This window comes from Henriciella mobilis (assembly GCF_003576315.1).
Lineage (GTDB): Bacteria > Pseudomonadota > Alphaproteobacteria > Caulobacterales > Hyphomonadaceae > Henriciella > Henriciella mobilis.
This window is the reverse complement of the sequence record NZ_QWFZ01000033.1, coordinates 306,281-324,539: the sequence shown is the minus strand read 5'-3', so window position 1 is coordinate 324,539 and position 18,259 is coordinate 306,281. Positions and strand designations below refer to the sequence as shown.

The 18,259-nt window shown below is 60.1% G+C and carries 17 protein-coding genes; 9 read left to right on the top strand and 8 right to left on the bottom strand.

Annotation, left to right across the window (positions count from 1 at the left end; all coding sequences use genetic code 11):
- Positions 1-32 precede the first annotated feature (32 nt).
- A complete protein-coding gene (locus D1227_RS16260; protein WP_119455275.1) occupies positions 33-2,948 on the bottom strand; it encodes a beta strand repeat-containing protein in 2,916 nt (971 codons plus the stop codon).
- Positions 2,949-3,351: 403 nt separating this feature from the next.
- The gene (locus tag D1227_RS16255) at positions 3,352-4,245 is read right to left on the bottom strand and encodes a TolB family protein (protein WP_119405396.1); all 894 of its coding nucleotides are present in this window, start codon (positions 4,243-4,245) and stop codon (positions 3,352-3,354) included.
- Between the two features lie 186 nt (positions 4,246-4,431).
- Between D1227_RS16255 and D1227_RS16250 the strand changes: the two genes are divergently transcribed.
- Complete coding sequence (locus tag D1227_RS16250) at positions 4,432-5,457, top strand: SUMF1/EgtB/PvdO family nonheme iron enzyme (protein WP_233350111.1); 1,026 nt, start codon at positions 4,432-4,434, stop codon at positions 5,455-5,457.
- A gap of 77 nt (positions 5,458-5,534) precedes the next feature.
- Here the strand turns inward: D1227_RS16250 and D1227_RS16245 are convergent, their stop codons facing one another.
- Complete coding sequence (locus D1227_RS16245) at positions 5,535-7,871, bottom strand: TonB-dependent receptor (protein WP_119405395.1); 2,337 nt, start codon at positions 7,869-7,871, stop codon at positions 5,535-5,537.
- A 551-nt stretch (positions 7,872-8,422) separates the two neighbouring features.
- Here D1227_RS16245 and D1227_RS16240 point away from each other — a divergent pair.
- The 4 genes from D1227_RS16240 to D1227_RS16225 all read left to right on the top strand — a co-directional run bounded on the left by D1227_RS16240 (position 8,423) and on the right by D1227_RS16225 (position 12,633).
- Complete coding sequence (locus D1227_RS16240) at positions 8,423-9,904, top strand: hypothetical protein (protein WP_147373344.1); 1,482 nt, start codon at positions 8,423-8,425, stop codon at positions 9,902-9,904.
- On the top strand, positions 9,892-10,326 hold the full coding sequence (locus D1227_RS16235) for a thiol-disulfide oxidoreductase DCC family protein (RefSeq protein ID WP_233350113.1): 435 nt from the start codon (positions 9,892-9,894) through the stop codon (positions 10,324-10,326). The genes D1227_RS16240 and D1227_RS16235 overlap by 13 nt, the downstream gene beginning before the upstream one ends.
- A 305-nt stretch (positions 10,327-10,631) precedes the next feature.
- Positions 10,632-11,915 (top strand): acyltransferase family protein, encoded by a 1,284-nt coding sequence (locus tag D1227_RS16230; protein WP_119405393.1) that lies wholly within the window; start codon positions 10,632-10,634, stop codon positions 11,913-11,915.
- A gap of 82 nt (positions 11,916-11,997) precedes the next feature.
- Positions 11,998-12,633: a hypothetical protein gene (locus D1227_RS16225; RefSeq protein WP_119405392.1), complete on the top strand. Its 636-nt coding sequence runs from the start codon at positions 11,998-12,000 to the stop codon at positions 12,631-12,633.
- Between the two features lie 13 nt (positions 12,634-12,646).
- Here D1227_RS16225 and D1227_RS16220 read toward each other — a convergent pair whose 3' ends face one another.
- Together D1227_RS16220 and D1227_RS16215 are read right to left on the bottom strand one after the other, a co-directional pair.
- Positions 12,647-13,411, bottom strand: a complete 765-nt coding sequence (locus tag D1227_RS16220; RefSeq protein ID WP_119376835.1) for a YdcF family protein — start codon at positions 13,409-13,411, stop codon at positions 12,647-12,649.
- 63 nt (positions 13,412-13,474) lie between these two features.
- A complete protein-coding gene (locus D1227_RS16215) occupies positions 13,475-13,999 on the bottom strand; it encodes a CC0125/CC1285 family lipoprotein (protein ID WP_119405391.1) in 525 nt (174 codons plus the stop codon).
- Here D1227_RS16215 and D1227_RS19985 point away from each other — a divergent pair.
- A complete protein-coding gene (locus tag D1227_RS19985; protein ID WP_158586690.1) occupies positions 13,998-14,147 on the top strand; it encodes a hypothetical protein in 150 nt (49 codons plus the stop codon). The genes D1227_RS16215 and D1227_RS19985 overlap by 2 nt on opposite strands.
- A 71-nt stretch (positions 14,148-14,218) precedes the next feature.
- Positions 14,219-15,043, top strand: a complete 825-nt coding sequence (locus tag D1227_RS16210) for an SDH family Clp fold serine proteinase (protein ID WP_119405390.1) — start codon at positions 14,219-14,221, stop codon at positions 15,041-15,043.
- A gap of 26 nt (positions 15,044-15,069) precedes the next feature.
- Here D1227_RS16210 and D1227_RS16205 read toward each other — a convergent pair whose 3' ends face one another.
- Positions 15,070-15,501, bottom strand: a complete 432-nt coding sequence (locus tag D1227_RS16205) for a DUF3775 domain-containing protein (protein ID WP_158586689.1) — start codon at positions 15,499-15,501, stop codon at positions 15,070-15,072.
- Between the two features lie 22 nt (positions 15,502-15,523).
- Positions 15,524-15,967, bottom strand: coding sequence for a DUF2267 domain-containing protein (locus D1227_RS16200; protein WP_158586688.1), 444 nt, complete (start codon positions 15,965-15,967; stop codon positions 15,524-15,526).
- A 171-nt stretch (positions 15,968-16,138) separates the two neighbouring features.
- Here D1227_RS16200 and D1227_RS16195 point away from each other — a divergent pair, with 171 nt between their 5' ends.
- Positions 16,139-16,660 (top strand): CC0125/CC1285 family lipoprotein, encoded by a 522-nt coding sequence (locus tag D1227_RS16195; RefSeq protein WP_119405387.1) that lies wholly within the window; start codon positions 16,139-16,141, stop codon positions 16,658-16,660.
- Between the two features lie 16 nt (positions 16,661-16,676).
- On the opposite strand, the gene D1227_RS16190 is transcribed toward D1227_RS16195, so the two are convergent.
- Positions 16,677-17,123, bottom strand: a complete 447-nt coding sequence (locus D1227_RS16190) for a baeRF12 domain-containing protein (RefSeq protein ID WP_119405386.1) — start codon at positions 17,121-17,123, stop codon at positions 16,677-16,679.
- Between the two features lie 309 nt (positions 17,124-17,432).
- Here D1227_RS16190 and D1227_RS16185 point away from each other — a divergent pair, with 309 nt between their 5' ends.
- Positions 17,433-18,218, top strand: coding sequence for a helix-turn-helix domain-containing protein (locus D1227_RS16185; RefSeq protein WP_119405385.1), 786 nt, complete (start codon positions 17,433-17,435; stop codon positions 18,216-18,218).
- Positions 18,219-18,259 lie beyond the last annotated feature (41 nt).

Below are 18,259 nucleotides of genomic sequence, written 5' to 3'. Positions count from 1 at the left end.
CGGACCGCTCTGCCCCGGTTATTCAACAGGTTTTAGTTGCTCGTAGCATTGCCTGAGAGGTCGACCGTCCAGCCGAGGAACCAGTCGTCATTCGCGTCTTCGACGGCGCCGACATAGGTTGTCGGAACCAGGTTGCCGATACCGGTCACGTCGTAGACCGGAACACCAGCCTCGGCTGTGCCCGGAACAACCCCGGTCGCACCACTGACGAAGCTGAAGCCCGACAGCGACTTCGTGCCGGTGACGATGTTGTCGCCCGCCACAAAGGCCGGAACACCGAGGCTCGCATCCGCCGGATTGTCGCCATCGGTGGCGAAGTTGGCGCTGTTGTCGAGGAAGAGCGAAGCGATCACGAGGTCACCATTGGTGAAGTTCGTGAAGGTCTGCGCGCTGTCGACGTCGAGACCGGTGGACCAGTCAGCAACAATGCTGTTCGCCAGCGTGCCCTGCGTGCCGCGGCGCAGCAGGACGCCCTGCTGGGTTGCCGGATCGCCGGAGTTGATGAGCGTGATGTTCGACAGGTCGGGCGCCGAGAACGGCGTCTTGTCGTTGGCACCATCGCGGTTATCGGCCTCGATGCCGCGGGGGTCGCCAGACATGCCGCCATCGGTTCCAGCGACGCCCGGATAGGCGATCGCATATTGCAGCGAGCCCTGCCAGCCATCCGTCCAGTCGATCGAGTCGTCGCCGACGCCCGTCACGACAATGTTGCTGGCCGAGACCGTGCCGCCGAACCACTCGATGCCATCGTCGAGGTTGTTGGCAACCTGCACATAGCTGACATCCGTGCCCGAACCGACGCCTTGGAAGGCGATGCCGTTAAGCTCGTCCTCATTGGTAAGGCGGACGCCAGCATACTGGACGCGGGTGTAGCGAAGACGGCCGCTATTGTCGTCAGCGGTCGCACCGCCGAAGAGGCCAGAGGCGCCCTCGCCCGACTTTTCACAGCCGACCGTGCCGCCCGTGGCGGACGCGTCGATACAGGCATTGATCGGCGCACGGCCATTGATGACCAGGCCGCCCCAGACGCCTTTCAGGCTGTCGGTTGCGGTGACCGAACCATCGACGACACCCTTCGCCGTGAAGACGACTGGCGCGCTTGCCGTGCCGTTTGCAACGAGTTGCGAGCCGCGAGCAACGATCAGGTAATCGTCATTGCCTTCGGCAACCACGGTGACACCCGGATCGATGGTCAGCGTGACGGAGTTGCCACCGGCCAGCGGCGATGCCGGGTCGGGACCAAGGTCCGCGCCGACGACGACCGTACCGTTCAGCTCGTAGATCAGCTCATCGCCATTGGCGAGCGTCATGTCGCTGGTCAGCGCACCGCCCGGGATCTGGCAGAGACGCTTGCCGTCCAGCGTACCGTTCTCGGTCGTGCCGACCGGGCAGTCAGCTGGCGGGAAGAGCGTGCCCGGCAGTGCGAAGTTCGCCCAGTTGTTGGCTTCGGTTTCGGTGTCGCTGAACGCGCCGATGAAGCTCGTTGCGACGAGGTTTCCGATACCAGCGGTCGCGAAGACCGGTACACCCAGCTCCTCGACGCCCGGGAAGTAGCGATCCGAAAGCGAGTTGTTGCCGCCGACGATATTGTTGGCAGCAGCATAGGTCGCCAGCGTCTGGACACCTGCCGTGGCCGGATCGAAATCCGTGGTGTCGTCTGTGTCGGATGCGAGCGTTGCGTCCGCGTCGATGAACAGCGAGCCAACCACGAGGTCGCCATTGGCGAGGTTCTCGTAGGTGAAGCTGTTGTCGATATCGAGACCCGGCGTGTAGCCACCGGCCACGATGCCGTTGACGACATTGCCGCGGGTGCCGCGGCGCAGCAGGATGCCCTGCTGGTTGCCGGCCGAACCGATCAGCGTGAAGTTCGAGAGGTTCGGGCTGGAGATCGGCGTCTTGGAGTTATCGCCGTCGCGGTTATCAGCTTCGATGCCGCGCGGATCGCCAGAGGACGGAACCGTCGAATTGACGACGGCGTATTGCAGCGAACCCTGCCAGCCGTCGGTCCAATCAAGCGAATCGTCGCCCGCGCCGGTGATGACGACGTATTGCGCACTGACCGTGCCGCCGAACCATTCGATACCGTCGTCGAGATTGTTGTGGACCTGGACGTGGCTGACAGACGTCCCGGAACCGACACCCTGGAAGGCGATGCCGTTGAGTTCGTCTTCATTTGTCAGGCGGGCGCCTGCATACTCGACGATCAGATAGTCGATGGAACCGGAAGAATCGGTCGGATCGTCGCCGCCGAAGAGGCCGGAGGCGCCTTCGCCGGATTTTTCACAACCGGCCGAGCCGCCAGCGGCCGTCGCGTCGATACAGGCGTTGATCGGCGCGAAGCCGTTGATGATCAGACCGCCCCACTGGGCGTTCGTGCCGGCCTCGATGATCGAGGAGCTGGTGTTCTCGTCGTTGATGGCTGCGCGCGCCGTCATCCGGACCGGGTTGGTCTCGGTACCGTTAACGACAAGCTGCGACCCGCGGCTGATGACGACATAGTCATCAGAGCCGTCGCCGGTCCCGGCAGCGGCCGCGCCATAAAGAACGGCGCCTTCTTCGAGGGTGAGCGTGGCGGATGTGCCGCCATCTTCACCGATAAACACCGCGCCGCGTACGGCAACCGTGGTGTTCGCGGGGATGGTCAGGTCGCTGGTGATCGTCGTCGTCGTCGCACCGGCATCACCGATTGCGCAAACGTCGATGCTGGAGAAGCCTTCCGACGCGATCGCAGCGAAAGTGGTCTCGCTTGTGCCGGTCGGGCAGCCCGCAGTTGGCACCAGGTCAATGGTGGACGCAGCAGGCGGCGGGGGCGGCGGAGGCGGCGGTGGAGGGGAAGTCGGCGGCGCTGCTGCGCCGGGGGAGGAAATGTCCGTATCAGAACAACCGGCGATTGCGAGAACCGCGGCGCTGGCAAGGAAAATGAGACGTAGGCTTTTAGCCGTTTTCATGGGAGCCCCCTTAGGCTTTTCGATCCATCTGACGAGCGGCATCATCGGGGATGTGCCGAACTCGGCGGGGCTATTGCACAGCTCATTAACACTATTGCGACATCACAAAACATTCACAAAACTATTCGATGTCAGTTTTGTTTAGCTTTTACGACGGATGCGTGACGCAGACAGTATTAGAGGCAGTATTACAACTCACGTTACTTCGGTCGTTTTCGCCACAGGAAGACATGCAGTCGCGATATGCGTATACTGACAGTTTGACTTCCGGAAACTCCAAATAACTATTTTTTAGCACGTTTTCCGGGCACTAAGAGGCATGCTGCGGAAATACCACACGCTCAATCAATTGCAGCGGTTGCGAAGAATGTAACCTGATCGGCCTTCAGGAGCCGCTGCCTGCTCAGCTGTCCGGCTCCAGCGTGCCCACACCTTCAAGCGCCGAGTCGAGGGCGACTTCCATAAGCACGCCGTCTCGGGAGAAGAACAGGATTTGTCCGTCACCTGACATTCCAGGACCGAAGTCGATTCCAGGCGTATTGACGGGCGCACCAAGATTCTCGGGTTTGCCCCACTGGCCATCTTCGCCGCGTGCGATCGTCCAGATATCGACGACGCCGAGTTTGGGATTGCGATGGCTGTAGAAGAAGAGCCGGTTGCCATCCGGAGTGACAGCAAGATGGGCTTCCGCCTTGGCACTGTTGATCCCATCCGGCATGGCGGTGACCTGCCACTCACCCGTTTCGGCGTCGAGGGCCGCTTCGAAGATGTCGTGCCCCCCAATGCTGTCATAGCCATTCGAGGTGAAATAGAGCCGTCCGGCCCGGTCCATGGCCGGGTTCAATTCGTCGGCGCCGGTATTGATCGACGCCGGCAGGTGCTCGGGTGTGCCCCACCCCTCTTCTGTCAGCGCCACCCGCCAGATATTCGCGTCGCGCTGGCCCCGTTCGAGAATGTCGACATCCGACGCGTAGTAAAGCATCCCGTCGGCAAAGCTGAAGGACGGGTTGGTTAGCTTGTTGCGGCGCGGGAAGTCGAGTTCCTGCGGCTCGCTCCAGCTGCCATCCGGCTGGCGGCGAAGCTCGTACAGATTTGTGAGGTCGTTCTGCTCGCGCGCAAAGACACGCACCGACCCATCTGGCGATTCCGTCAGCCCGTAGGCGCGGGTAAAGGGCGTCGGAGGCGCCTGCCCGGGAAAGACTTCAACCGGAGCATGTGGCAGAGACGGAGCAGACGTTTCACCCGCACTGCAGGCAGCGATGACAGCGGTTGCAAACAGGCAAAGCGCGCGTTTCATGAAAGCCTCCAGCGGTTTGTGACGAAACGCGCGCCGTCATAGCCCCGGCGTGTGACGCTTTTTCTACAGCCGCTGCATACACCGCGCGCATTGCCTGCCATGGCCTTAGGCCGCACAGTAAAACCGGAAGCCCCTGCAGAACGAACACAGAGACACCCGTTCACGTCATATGAGGACGAGCCGGCCATGAGCGAACAGCCAAGAAGTGACCGGAAACATCGCCCGAAAGGCTCAGTACTGGGCGCGCTTTGTCTTGCCTGTGTCTGGTTCGGCGGGGCCGCACTCGCCGCGCCTGTTTGCCACCCTGGACGCACACCTGTGCAGATAGAACCGGGTGAATTTGTGATGGGGAGCAATCAGACCTATCGCGAAGAAGGCCCTGCCCGGACGGTGCGGGTATCGGGTTTCTGGATCGACCCGACCGAGGTCACGGTCGGCCAGTTTCGCGCCTTCGTCGAAGCGACCGGCTATGTAACACTCGCAGAACAGGCGCTTGATCCGGCCGACTACCCAAGCATTGATCTTGAAGCCAATCCGGAGCTGGCAGACCTCTTCAAACCCGGCGGTGCGGTGTTTACGCCCGACAGCGCCAGCATCTCACGCGGCCTCAGCTGGTGGACATATGTACCGGGCGCTACCTGGCGGTATCCACAGGGGCCTGACGCGCCCGCAGCGAGCGATGAGGCGCCCGTCACCCAGATCGCATTCGACGACGCAGCCGCCTATGCGGCGTGGAAAGGTGGCCGGCTGCCCACTGAAGCGGAGTGGGAATATGCCGCGCTCGGTGGCAAGGCGCAGGCTGCCTTCGCGGCCCAACCCGCCCCCGAGAATGCGAACACCTGGCAAGGTATCTTTCCAATCGCCAATACGGCTGGCGACGGCTTTGAGGGCGTCGCCCCTGTGGGTTGTTTCCAGCCAAACGGCAACGGGCTTTACGACATGCTCGGCAATGTATGGGAATGGACAGCCGACTGGTATGCGCCTGTCCATGACACGGGGACCGAGAATCCGAAGGGCGTTCCACGCAACCGCAGCTTCGACCCCGCCAATCCAGGTGTGCCGTCGAGGGTGCTGAAGGGTGGCAGTTTTCTGTGCGCAGACAATTACTGCCATCGTTATCGTCCGGCCGCGCGTCACCCACAGGAAACAGGCCTCGGCACCAACCATATCGGGTTCCGGCTCGTCTATGACGAGGCACCGGCGGACGACTAGAGAGCGCCGCCAGATGAAAAAAGCCCCTCCCGGCCATCTATCCGGGAGGGGCATTTTCCTGCGCAGGATATGAGCGCCTAGAAATCCTTGGTGAAGACAAGGCTGAAGGTGCGCGGCCGGGCGTAGATGCCCTCCGAATAGCCGGTCGCCGTGGACGCGGACGTCGTTCCCGACAGAAGGTACAATTCATCGGTGAGATTGTCCCCGCGCAGACTGATGCGCCAGTCATTCATGACATCTGCCAGCGTGAGCGAACCCGTCAGCAGGGTCACGGAGTCCTCGCCAATATCATTGCCGGCATCGAAGAAGATCGAGTCCCGGTAGCTCACATCAAGACGCGGCGTCAGTTCGAAGCGCGATCCGATGTCGAACACGTATGATGCGCCGATATGAAATTCGGTCTCTGGCGCCCGCGGAAGACGGTCGCCCGCCTGTGTTGTCGCAGTTGGCGTCTGTGCACCGAGGTCGGGCACCGTGCGAACCGTGTCCATCTCAGCATCCAGGTAGCCGATGCTGGCGTCGACGATCAGCGCATCCGTCGGCGCATAATAGAGTTCGAGTTCCGCGCCATTGATGGTCGCCTCCCCCGCATTGAACAGGAGCGGCGCCGGACCAACGCGGTAAGTCAGCTGGATATCGTCATAGGCATTCGAGAAGATGGCACCGTTCAGCCTGACCGACGGCGCCGGGTTTGACTTGAAACCGACCTCGAAGGACTGCGCGGTTTCCTCATCGAAGGCCAGCGGGCTGCCATCGGTATTCAGCAGCGCATTGTAACGCTGGTTGAACCCGCCCGACTTGAAACCCTGCGAGAACGATGCGTAGGCCATCAGGCCCTCGTTGAAACGATAAGTAACGTTGGCCGAGCCGGTGACAGAGCTGAAATCCTCGGTGAAAGGCGTGCGGGCCACGAACAGGCATCCAGCAACAGGCGCGCCGACAACCGGGCAAAGGTCCGTCGGGATCGACGGTTCTGGCGTGCCAACCCCAGCAACATTGAACCAGGCGCCCTGAATGCCCTTTTCTTCTTCGGTGTAGCGAAGACCGCCGGTGACGCTCAGCGCCTCGGTAAGGTCATACGTCCACTCCGTGAACAGGGCCACGGCTTCCGTGGTCAGTTCGACGCGGTTGGTATCGTAGGATGTCCCCGGTGTGCCCAGCTGGACAATGACACGGTCCTTGCTGGTTTCATCGAAATAGTAGGCGCCGACCACACCATTCAGGCGGTCTCCGGTATATTGCGCCTGAAGCTCCTGCGAGAACTGGTCGCTTTCCGACGAATAGTTCGTGTACAAAATGAGCAGCGGGGTATTGTCGGCATCTCGGGCCCCAGCCCATTCGAGCTTCCGTCCCGAAGAAATCGACTTCAGCGTCCACTGTTCATTGACGTCCCAGGTAACGACCGCAGACAGTCCACTATTCTCAAGCGTCGAGAATATGCGCCCTGTGCCGCCATTCACGAACGGACCCCTGTCCTGAAAGTCATTCGCGCAGCGCGGGTCGTCAACGTTCGGAACCGGCGTCGGCGGAGGGAAAGACGATCCGGGACATCCGGCAAATGCGCTGGCAATCATCGGGAAGGCCGCGGTTTCATTGATGTCGAGGAAGACAAAGGGCGAGCCGTTTTCGTCCTCCTTGGCGTAGTCGCCGCGCACGAGGACGTTCAGGGACGAAGTCGGATCCCATTCGAGCGACACCTGACCTGTCCAGCTGTTCTCATCGCCAAGATCGGCGCCATCCACAGCCCGCGTGACATAGCCGTCGCGCGACCGCGCGCCCAGCGACGCCCTTACGCCTACCGTATCCAGATCGAGAAGATCTACCGCGGCAAACCCCTCGAAGAGATTATCCTCACCCACACCAACGCGGATCGTGTTGCCGGCTCCTGGACGGTTTGTGGTCAACAAGACAGCGCCGCCGATCGTGTTGCGGCCAAATAGTGTGCCCTGCGGCCCGCGAAGGACCTGCGTTGTGGCGATATCGCGAAAATCCATCGCGCCGCCAACCGACCGCCCCATGTAGACTTCGTCGATATAGACACCGACCCCGGGATCGACCCCGGGCGTCGCATCGGTCTGGCCGATACCACGGATGAAGACCTGCGCTGCCGAATTGTTGCCCGTCAGCGTTCCGTAAGTGGCAAATTGAAGGTTCGGCACGATCTGTGTCAGGTCAGTCGTGGCCGAAATGCCCTGGCGTTCAAGGTCTTCTGCATCGGCCACACTGACCGATACAGGAACATCCTGAAGGCTCTCGCTGCGCCGGCGGGCCGTCACCTGGACTGATTTCAGGGTGCGTTGTTCGGACGCCTCCTCCTCGCCGCCTTCATCCTGGGCGAAGGCGTGGCCGGCGAGCGCAGAACTGAGGACGGTTGCGCCCAGCAAGGTGCGCGCAAGTGATTTTCCAATAAACATGAATTCCTCCCTTTTGTTTATCGAGGAGGCCCGACTGGCTGGAACTGAATTACAACGATGCTCACGAACCAAAAGGCGCGCAGCCAGCGTTGTTCGCCATCCCGCCAGTCATTCCTCCACGCTCAACTGCCGGGCCATTCTCTCGTAGCCGGCTAGCCTGAACGCTATGGAGTATAGCTTTTTAATCGCTATGCACAATAGCTTTCTAAGGGAGTTGTTCTCCCATCCGAATTTGATCGATCAGTGACGCAAATTGGCCACATGCCGGGCGTGGCAAGAGTCTCTGAATTCGTCTTCCTTTTGGGAAAATACACCGGATGCCCTTTATCCCAGTATTCGCACGGCCGCATCCATCTGATGATTTTCCAGAATGCCAATTCTCAGTCCAAAATGCCCGGTCATCGCGGAAATTATACTGCGCACGACCGGCATCACGTCCTTGGATATTCGCCTTCACCGAGTATTGACATGATTAACAATAATCCAGAGACTGAGGCGGAGCGTGCGCCTTGCGCGCTCGGGGACAATCATCGCTAACGTTGGGGGACATCGTGAGCGGACAAGCAACTATCCCGAGTGACCGGGCGCGATCAGCTGTGCCCGACTCCCTGACAATATTCTCATATGCCTGGGCGGCGCAGAGCCTGGTTCAACTGGTCTTTTTCAAGGAATGGGCAAGCCAGGGAAACATCCTCGGCTACATTTTCGCGGCCCTGGCCATTGCCGTCTTCGTCTTTCCGGGACGGCTCTTCCTGTTCGTGCCGATGGTGATCGCCAGCGTCACCTATTTCGTGTCGCAGTGGCCATTTGTGGTGAACCACGTGTTCGTCGATACCTTTGTGTCGCTGACCATGCTTGTCGCTTTTGGCTTGATGGCATTGCGATACATGACGTCACCGTCGCAATTCAGCCGGCAGACGGCTGAGGCCTGGTTCGTGAAGTTTGCTCCCGTCTGCGGGGCGATCTTTGCCTTCATGTATTTCTCGATCATCATCTCGAAACTGAACGCAGGCTTCTTCGATCTCGATGTCAGCTGCCTGTCGGGCATGATCGAGGAAGCGCAGGCTAACCGGCCTCTGATTTCCGGGCCTTTATCCCTGTTCAGCGTGGAGTTCTTCTTCTGGTTCTTCATCGTCGCCGAAGCCGCCCTGCCCGTCATGCTCGCCTTCCGGCGCACGCGGCTGGCCGCCTTCTATTTCGGCGTGCCATTCCACATCCTGCTGGGCCTGATGGGGCACTGGCCGTTCTCGTCATTCATGATCTCGCTCTATGTCCTGGTCGCCATGCCCGCGCTGAAAGGGGTGGCGCAGGAACTGGTGGCGCGTCTGGAAGAGATGAGGCAACGCGTCGTGCCGGCCATACCGGGCACATTGCTGTTTGCCGCAGCGAACGGCCTGCTTCTGGCCAGCGTCGTGGTACTGAAACCGAGCTGGATTTGGCTGCTCTGGACCAGCGCCCTGTCAGCGGTCCTGATGGTCGCCGTCATGCGCGAGCACTTTCACCATGGCCTCTTTTCCGGCACGGGCGCAACGCCGATGTGGACGACGAGGCCGGGCATACTCTGGGTCTTCTTTGTCCTGGCGATTGCCAATTCCGCCTCGCCCTATATCGGCTTCAAGACTGAATCCAATGTCGCGATGTACAGCAACATGCGGACCGAAGGCGGGGTGAACAACCACCTCTTCATGCCAAAGGTGGCACTTTTCGACTTTCAGGACGACCTGGTCGAAATCGTCGATTCGAACTCACCGGACATACTCGATCTCAAGACCCATCCGGCGCGCTATGGCTTTGTGGGTGAGGAATTCGAAGTCTACATCCCATACTTCGAGTTCCGCCGCGCGGTGAGCAGCCTTGAAGGCCCAAATGACCTTCAGATCACCTATCGGCGCAATGGCGAGTTGCGTGAGTTCAGGCGCGGTGCAGACGACAATGTGGATGCGGACCTTGATGTCCGCCCGCCGGTTGTCTTGGCCAAGCTCGCCTATTTCCGTCCTGTATTCAAAGGCGAGGTGTCCTATTGCCTGCACTGAACGATAACAGCGCGGACGGCAAACCGGGCCCTCCCCCAAAGCTCGATAACTGGCTGCTCTACGACGGTGAATGCCCGTTCTGCAGCCGGTATGTCCAGCTCCTGCGGATCCGTGAGACGGCCGGCCCGCTCCGACTGATCGATGCGCGGAATGGAGGACCGGAGCTGAAGGAGGCATTGGCCGAAGGCCTCGACCTTGATGAGGGCATGGTGCTGAAAGTGTCAGACCGGCTTTACCATGGCGACGACTGCGTCCACATGCTCGCCCTTCTCAGCGCGCCAAAGGGTCTGTTCAGCCGGTTCAACAGCTGGGTCTTCAAGTCCCGGCTGCGGTCTGCCCTGATCTATCCAGTCCTTCGCACGGGCCGGAACATCACGCTTCGCCTGCTGGGGCGCAGAAAACTCCAGGCAAGGAACGGATAGATTGACGGTCTCACCAAGGGGCCGGCGAACCAGATGAAAATGGCATTCTCATCGATGGGAAACGGAATACAAATATGATGTGAGCGCAGTGCTTGGGTGGGGACAATCAACAGAAAACGTGCAGGCGGCCTCAGGGCGCCCGTGCTGATTGTTATTGATCCACAAGGGGACAGCAATGTGGAACGCAAGACCTTCAATCACAGGCGGCGCCGCGGCCAGAGCCGGCATCGCGCGGAATTCGGCCGCTATAAGGCCCCGGCCGGCGTGCCCTTGCGTCTGCTCCGGTGGCATTCCCGGCTAGAACCATGAAGTACAGAGCGGAAATCGACGGACTTCGCGCCATCGCCGTGATCCCGGTCGTGTTTTACCATGCCGGGTTCGACGTGCTGAAAGGCGGCTTTGTCGGCGTCGACATCTTCTTTGTCATCAGCGGATACCTGATCACCACCATCATCAAGACCGAACTTGATGAGGATCGTTTCAGCCTCGTCCAGTTCTACGAACGGCGCGCCAGGCGAATCCTGCCTGCGCTCTTTCTCGTCATCCTGGTTGCCCTGCCGCTCGCCTGGATATGGCTGCCGCCCCGCGCCATGGAAGAGTTTCTACAGAGCATCTTCTCGGTCTCGCTCTTCTCATCCAACATCTTCTTCTGGCAGGAGAGCGGCTATTTCGACACCGCGACGGAGCTTAAGCCCCTCCTGCACACATGGACGCTCGCCATTGAAGAGCAGTACTACATCCTCTTCCCGCTCTTCCTGATGTTCATGAAGCCCTTCGGCACGCGCAAGACGTTTATCGTTCTCGTTGTCGCGCTGGTGATGAGCCTCGGCCTGGCCCAGTGGGGCTCATCGGCAAAGCCGGTCGCAACCTTCTACCTGCTGCCCACCCGTGCCTGGGAGCTGGCCATCGGCTCTCTCGTGGCGTTCCAGCTCATGTATTCCAGCTGGACGCCGTCCCGCATGGTCAGCCAGGGTGCGAGCCTTGCAGGCTTTGCGCTGATTGTATTCTCGGTGTTCGCCTACAGCGCCGACACTCCATATCCGAGCCTCTATACCGTCGCGCCAACCCTCGGCACCGCGCTGGTGATCCTGTTCGCCAGGCCAGGCACATGGGTCAAGGCACTGCTGAGCCTGAAGGTTCTGGTAGGGATCGGCCTGATTTCCTACAGCGCGTATCTGTGGCATCAGCCTCTGCTCGTCTTCGCGCGCTATCAGTTCGCCATTGAGGGGCCATCCATGTTCGTGATGGCCTCGCTCGCCATCCTGACTTTCATTCTCGCCTATCTCAGCTGGAAATATGTTGAGACACCTTTCCGCAACCGAGCGCTCTATTCGCGCGGTCAGGTCTTCAGGGCGTCGGCGGCAGGCATAGCGGCCTGCATGTCCCTTGGCATTGTCGGCATGGCCACAAATGGCAAGTTGCTGCAACCCGATGCCACGACCTATCATGTGGAGCTGCTGGACTATAATCCTGACAACCGGACCTTGCAGGAGGCGACCTGGGACCCCCCTGCGGGACCTAAGCGGCGACCCGCACTATCGCGTCGACAACAATCCATTCGACAGGACGCTCTGGTTCGATCTCGATGATGAGCGGCCGAGGCTTCTGCTTGTTGGCAACTCGTTCTCGAAAGATCTCTACAATGTCCTGTCGTTCAGCGAGGTCAGCAAGGTGTTCCAACTGGCCCGATATGGCGTTCAGACCGGCCATATCGACGAGACCTTCTTCGGGTCACCTAATTATGTAAATGCCGACGTCATCATCCTGGCATCGAAGAACAACTGGCAGGACCTGAAACATCTCGAGACAGTCCTTGAGCGCTTCGAGGCAGACGGGAAGATCGTCGCCATACTGCGCAATATCGTTTCTTTCGATGAGCACCTTGGCGGCACGCTCACCCTTGCGGATATCGCTGTCATCGAACAGACGCGCGCTGGTATCGAGGATGGCGACACCATCCGTGACGAGGCCGACGAGCGATATTATGAAGACCTTGATGCGCTCAGCCGCGAGCGGCGCTCCAAACCCTCAGTCCGCCTGCTGGACGATCTGTCGGTGCAGTTCCCACGGCTGATCCAGCTCGACAGGATGGGCTATGCGTGCGCCCTCGAACGGGCGACCTGCTACTCGATGGATGAGAAGCTGAACAAGTTCTTCTACGATTATGGCCATCATACCCTCGTGGGGGCCCGATTCTTCGGCCGGCGGATTGACAGGATCGGCTGGTTCGACCCGGTCTATGAAGCCATTTCTGACGCCCCACCCCCCGACCGCGCCGGCACCTCCGGAACGCAGGACCTCAGGTGATGCAGGGACGGTGTCAATCGTCGGGATAGAGCGCGTCCGTCCGCCCGAGCAGTCGGTAGGAAACGAGGCCGACCCACTCATCGACGACGTCATCCAGCAGTTCGAACCGTGTGGTCGGATTCATGCGGCTCACCGCCCAGGATGGTGGCAATGCCCTGTAATCGACCGGGTACGGAATAACGTCCACGCCGGCCTGCCGGAACGTTCCGACCGAACGAGGCATGTGACGCGCCGAGGTAATGAGAAGATACTGGCCGGCCGGATCCGGCAGCATGTCGGCTGAAAACATCGCATTTTCATGCGTGTTTCGCGACTCGTCCTCAAAGATAATCGTCTCCGGATCGACGCCGACATCGGCGAGGAAAGCGCGTGTAATCCTCGCCTCATCGGGATTGCCCGTGACGATGATTGGCAGGTCCGGGCGATGGCGACGCAGGGAAGGAATGGCCGCCAGCCGCTCACCCGAGCCGGTGAGAAGGTAGACGCCGCGCAGATCCGTCAGTTCTCCCGAGCCGGTCGAACCACCGAGGACGATGGCGCCTTGGATCTCATCGATGTCATATGCGGCCGGCTCTATGCGGTCCTCGAGCGACCAGGCTAGCCAGTCTGCAAAAGGGGTGAGGGAGATCAGGGCCACAAGCCCCCCGGACGCCCAGAAGCTGTATTTGGCCAGCCGGCGGTAATCGAGGGCCAGCATGGCGAGCCCGAGCCCGACCAGACCAAGGCAAAGGTGCCAGGGCTGGATCACGAAATGTATGACCTGCGCAATCAGATACATGTTGTCCCCTGCCGGCAGACTTAGCAGACCGAGGCCAACGACGCCAACACGCGGGCCGGTTTTCTAGCCGCTACTGGCCTGCGAACTCAGGATCATCGGCTCGAGATTAGCCAACACTTCACGCGCATCATAAACGTTTGCGCCATCTTCCGGCTTATCGCCGCTAAATAGCTTTATATAGGCATGTGCCTCGTAGCGGCGGCTTTCACGGTAGGTGGCATCGTATGCCCAAGGATAGCCATAGGAATAGTATGGGAAGCGGTGGCGCGCATAGGGATAATATCCGTATACTGCGGGTGTATGGCCGGCGGCGCGCCAGGTTGAGCTCGTATCGGTCGCGCGCTCGACGACCATGAAATAGTCGGCACCATTCGCCACGGTGAGCTCAGCGGCCCGATAAAGCAGGAAAGCCTCTACGGTTTCCCTCGGCGTGGCGCTGTTGCCCCGGAACGCGACCTGATAGCGATCGCTCTCGATCTGCTGGTCGCTGTAGCCATACTGTCCGTCCATTGGCCCGTAGGGTGTTGCCGTCTGGCAGGCGGCAAGCAGCGTAGCGGAAACAAGTGCGGTCAGAAGTGCAATACGCATGAAACTGGTCCTCCTCGGCCTGATTGCCGCTGGACATTGGCGCAGCTGCGAAGCGGGCGCCTTGCGCAATGTCAAATCCGGCCTGCGCCGCAATGACCATAAGCGAGGTGACCTGAACCGAAATTTCGGCGCTTTGCTGCGCTATTGAAGGCATGGCTTCCGGGCGACAACTGAATACAGTGACGGCGATGGGCTAAACCGGAGAGAAAACGCAACGACATGACTGACCTGATATGGATCCTATTTCTCGTCTTCGCGCTCCAGCCGATCATAAGCACTCGCGTCATGGAATGGTCCCGGCGCGGGAAGTTATCGCAGATCGAACGGGCCAATGGTTCCCGGGCAATCGCGCTCATCCACCGGCAGGAAACCATGCGGCTGCTGGGATTTCCGGTCATGCGCTACATCGACATGCAGGATTCCGAAGCCGTCCTTCGGGCCATCCAGATGACGGGGAACAATGTCCCGATCGACCTGATCCTCCATACACCGGGCGGGCTGGTCCTCGCTTCGACCCAGATTGCAAGGGCTATCCGCGCACATCCCGCCAAGGTCACCGTCTACATTCCCCATATGGCCATGTCCGGTGGAACGCTGATCGCCCTGGCGGCGGACGAGATCGTCATGTCACCGCATTCGGTGCTCGGGCCCGTCGATCCGCAGATCAACCAGTACCCGGCCGTGTCCATCCTCGACGTGGTTGCCCGAAAGCCGGTTGCCGAAATCGACGATGAAACGCTGATCCAGGCCGATGTCGCCCGCAAGGCACTCGATCAGCTGCGCAAAACGGTAGAAGCGCTTCTGTCTCCCGATGTCGATCCGGGCAAGCGATCCGCCCTGGTTGACGCGCTCAGCAGCGGGCACTGGACGCATGACTATCCGATTTCAGCTGAGGAAGCCTCCGCCCTCGGTCTCAACATCTCCCTGGATATGCCCTCATCGGTTCTCGATCTGATGACGATGTATCCCCAGCCGACGCGGATGGGCCAGAGCGTCGAATATGCCCCTGAACCAAGGACCCGTCCGCCATCCGGCCCGCGGTGATCCGGACGGCGTTCGCCACTCCGCCGCTATTGCTGGCCGTATTCCTCGGCTGGATAGCCCAACTGGTCGAGCGCCTGGCTTAGATACTCGTCCGCCAGCGGGGTCTGTTCGAGATAGGAAATGAGGTGGAGGCTTTCGGTTTCGCGCGCCTGTCGCCGGGCGGCGTCCCAACGGCCATCGAAATCGCCCCGGCCGAGCCAGATCAGTGCGAGCAGGTCACGCAACTCGTCAATATCAAGCGCTTCGATCACGCCTGTTAGCTCGGCATGAACCGGGTCGACTGGCCCTGCATTCACATCCTCGTCGAGCTCCGCCTCGTCGTACTGGACCGGATCACTTTCGCGCTCATCATCATCAGGCTGCGGGCCGTAATCCTCGGCCGTAAACTCACGTGCGAGTTCCGCGATCCGGTAAGCCACGGCCGGATCGATTGTCAGGTCGAAAGATCTCTGTGTCATTGCGTCTGCTTTCCCAATCCTCTCAAAGGCCGGCCACGTACTTCTGCGGCCAGAGGCGCTTGATCGCCTCGGGCAAGGTCGCGATGACATTATCGATTTCGCCTGGATCCATTCGCTCCCACAACACGGCGAAGACGCCCCGCGTGGTTGGCCAGGAATCAAGGGGATAGCCAGGTGGCAACCGGTCATCCACACGGCCCACGAAATCGTCGGCGCTTCGTTCCTTTGTCGGCGACTCCGAAAATTTCCAGCTTTCGAAGAATATACCCCGAAGCAGCATCGGCATCTGCGCGCTCAGATGCACAGCCGCAGCCGGCGGCAAACGATCGCGAAGCGCATGCAGGACCGCCCGCAGTGCCGCGTAGCCATGATGACGGTCATTCAGCTGAAGTTCCTCGGCCACACGGTCGATGAACTCATACGTCTCAGTCTGCGTTTGCGCGAAAACGGGAAGAGCCTCACTCATGGCGGTCATCCTTTCGGAGAAGACTTCTGATGGCTGAAGGTTACGGCGAGCCGGTCACCGCGCCTTGATCAAGATCAAAGCCGCATGATGGCAATCAGGCACATTCGAATGCGTTCCGCAGGCCGGGTGGGGCCGCCTATGTGTATTCCAAAGAGAGCAGGAAAAGTGTCAATGCGTCGGACCAATCTCGTACATCTGCCCAAAAGTCTTGCACTGGCAGCTTCGCTTGCGGTCGCAGCATGTCAGACAATAGAGCCAACCCCCTATCAAGCCAGAGAGTCCGGCGCCGGGTATAGCGAAACAAGCCTAGGGGAAGGCATTTACCGGATAAGCTTCGAAGGCAATGCGGTAACGTCCTACAAGACCGTTGAGGACTATCTCCTCTACAGGGCAGCCGAAGTGGCCCATGAGCATCAGGCCGATACATTCACCGTGCTCCGCAACACCGAGCCGTCGACGTTCATCGAAAGCCGTCTGGAAACCACCGTCTGTCATTATTCTCCGGCAGATTTCTCCCAGTTTGTCTTCTACCCCGACGCGGAAGCGGTTGTTGACGACCCATCGCCCGCGACGCGTTTCGAGGCATATATCGACATCAAGCTGGGTCCCGCGCCAGCGGGGGCGGATGATGCGCAGGTTTTCCGGACGCAGGAGACCCTGGATTATCTCGCATCCTGCGTGGGCGGAGAATAAACGGGCGCGCCCCGTCTTAGTCGGCGGTCCAGGCTGTTATGGCCTGCTCGATATCCTTTATGGGCAATTTTGTCAGATCCTTTGGAATCTCATGTTTGAGAGCCGCTCTTACCGGATCTGTATAACAGCTCCTCAACTCGCCGAGCGTCTTTGGATCCGCCGCAATGACGAGGTTTTTCAACGTCCCGCTGGCCGCAAGGCTCGACAGCTTTTCGACCATCCTTTCGGCAAAACGGCGTTCTGCACGTTCATGCTTGTCAGGCCCCTCGGGCCCGCCGCCAGCATGGCCGCTTGCCTGAAACTGACCCGGCTTCGAACGTCCCTGCTCCCGCGCCGGCGGATTATCCAGCTCGTCATGATCGACATGGCGCAAGTCAATGATCTGCTCGTCGCCCTGATTGACGAGAAGCAATTGCCGGCCGCCGTCGGCGAGCGCAACGATTGTCTTGTTGGGCAGTTTCATGCGGTGTCCTCTTCCTGATCGGCATCACGGGTCCAGGCTCTTTTGTATCGAACCCACATCGTGCCAGAGTTGACGCCGATCAAAGCATGTTCGCGACCTGAAACGAATATTTCTGTTCGCAAACACCGCCGGGTCCACCACAGGAATCCAGGATGTGCCGGATTCGGGCCTGTGTTCGGGTCACGGTGCGGCCGGCCGGAGACCGCAAGAAACGGTTAGGTAGTTTTCCGAATTAACCAATTGGCCGCAAGTGCGCACATTTCTCGCGAGGTGGGAGGAACGACTTCGTTCGGAGAGAAAGACGTGCATATGATGGAGCTTACGTCCCGCAGACTTGCCAGCGACATTAAAAGCGAGCACGAGGTCCGATACAGACCCCATCAGTCACTCTATCTCGACGGCGACCCGGCCCACTCGGTTTTTCGTGTCACGTCAGGCGTTGTCATCGTCTACCGCCTGCTCCCCGATGGTCGCCGCCAGATTTATTCCTTTGCGACTCAGGGCGACTTTCTCGCCCTCGACCTTGGCCATACATATCGCCATTACGCTGAGGCCATTACCGAGGTATCGGTCGAGGTCTATGAACGCACCTCCTTCGAACAGGCCCTTCAGCGCGACGCCGACTTCCGTCGCGCGATTTTCAGCTATCTCACCGAAAGCCTCCTTGCGGCGCAGGAACAGGCCGCCCTGCTCGGCTGCAAATCCGCGCTCGAACGCACGGCGTCCTTCCTCTGCTTTCTGTACGAGAAATCACCCGCTCGCGCGCCTGGCGCCTACATCGTGATCCGCATGAGCCGCAGCGACATTGCAGACTATCTCGGGCTGACCTTCGAAACCGTCAGCCGGATGTTGCATCGTATGAAAGACCTCGGCGTGATTGACCTGCCCAAACCGGACCGGTTCAAGGTTCTAGACTGGCAAGCGCTTGCGAAACTGGCCGGCAAGCAGTCGGCGCAACGATGGGTCGAGCCAAGGCCCGCCCGCATGCCTGGCCTTGCCGGGCGCAGCCGGACGAGCGCTGTTGAGGGGGCCAGCCGCCTGCGTCACGCAAATGACTGCCGGCCTGTCGATTCGAGCATCGCCCGTTCGCACTGAACCAGCCTGCCCGCCTTGGCGCGCGATTGCCAGGATAGCCT

Coding starts and splice junctions, on each gene's coding strand:
- D1227_RS16245 (WP_119405395.1), bottom strand. CDS start 7,871: ATGTTTATTGGAAAATCACTTGCGCGCACCTTGCTGGGCGCAACCGTC.
- D1227_RS16195 (WP_119405387.1), top strand. CDS start 16,139: ATGCGTCGGACCAATCTCGTACATCTGCCCAAAAGTCTTGCACTGGCA.
- D1227_RS16210 (WP_119405390.1), top strand. CDS start 14,219: ATGACTGACCTGATATGGATCCTATTTCTCGTCTTCGCGCTCCAGCCG.
- D1227_RS16200 (WP_158586688.1), bottom strand. CDS start 15,967: ATGAGTGAGGCTCTTCCCGTTTTCGCGCAAACGCAGACTGAGACGTAT.
- D1227_RS16260 (WP_119455275.1), bottom strand. CDS start 2,948: ATGAAAACGGCTAAAAGCCTACGTCTCATTTTCCTTGCCAGCGCCGCG.
- D1227_RS16250 (WP_233350111.1), top strand. CDS start 4,432: ATGAGCGAACAGCCAAGAAGTGACCGGAAACATCGCCCGAAAGGCTCA.
- D1227_RS16185 (WP_119405385.1), top strand. CDS start 17,433: ATGATGGAGCTTACGTCCCGCAGACTTGCCAGCGACATTAAAAGCGAG.
- D1227_RS16230 (WP_119405393.1), top strand. CDS start 10,632: ATGAAGTACAGAGCGGAAATCGACGGACTTCGCGCCATCGCCGTGATC.
- D1227_RS19985 (WP_158586690.1), top strand. CDS start 13,998: ATGAAACTGGTCCTCCTCGGCCTGATTGCCGCTGGACATTGGCGCAGC.
- D1227_RS16205 (WP_158586689.1), bottom strand. CDS start 15,501: ATGACACAGAGATCTTTCGACCTGACAATCGATCCGGCCGTGGCTTAC.
- D1227_RS16190 (WP_119405386.1), bottom strand. CDS start 17,123: ATGAAACTGCCCAACAAGACAATCGTTGCGCTCGCCGACGGCGGCCGG.
- D1227_RS16220 (WP_119376835.1), bottom strand. CDS start 13,411: ATGTATCTGATTGCGCAGGTCATACATTTCGTGATCCAGCCCTGGCAC.
- D1227_RS16215 (WP_119405391.1), bottom strand. CDS start 13,999: ATGCGTATTGCACTTCTGACCGCACTTGTTTCCGCTACGCTGCTTGCC.
- D1227_RS16255 (WP_119405396.1), bottom strand. CDS start 4,245: ATGAAACGCGCGCTTTGCCTGTTTGCAACCGCTGTCATCGCTGCCTGC.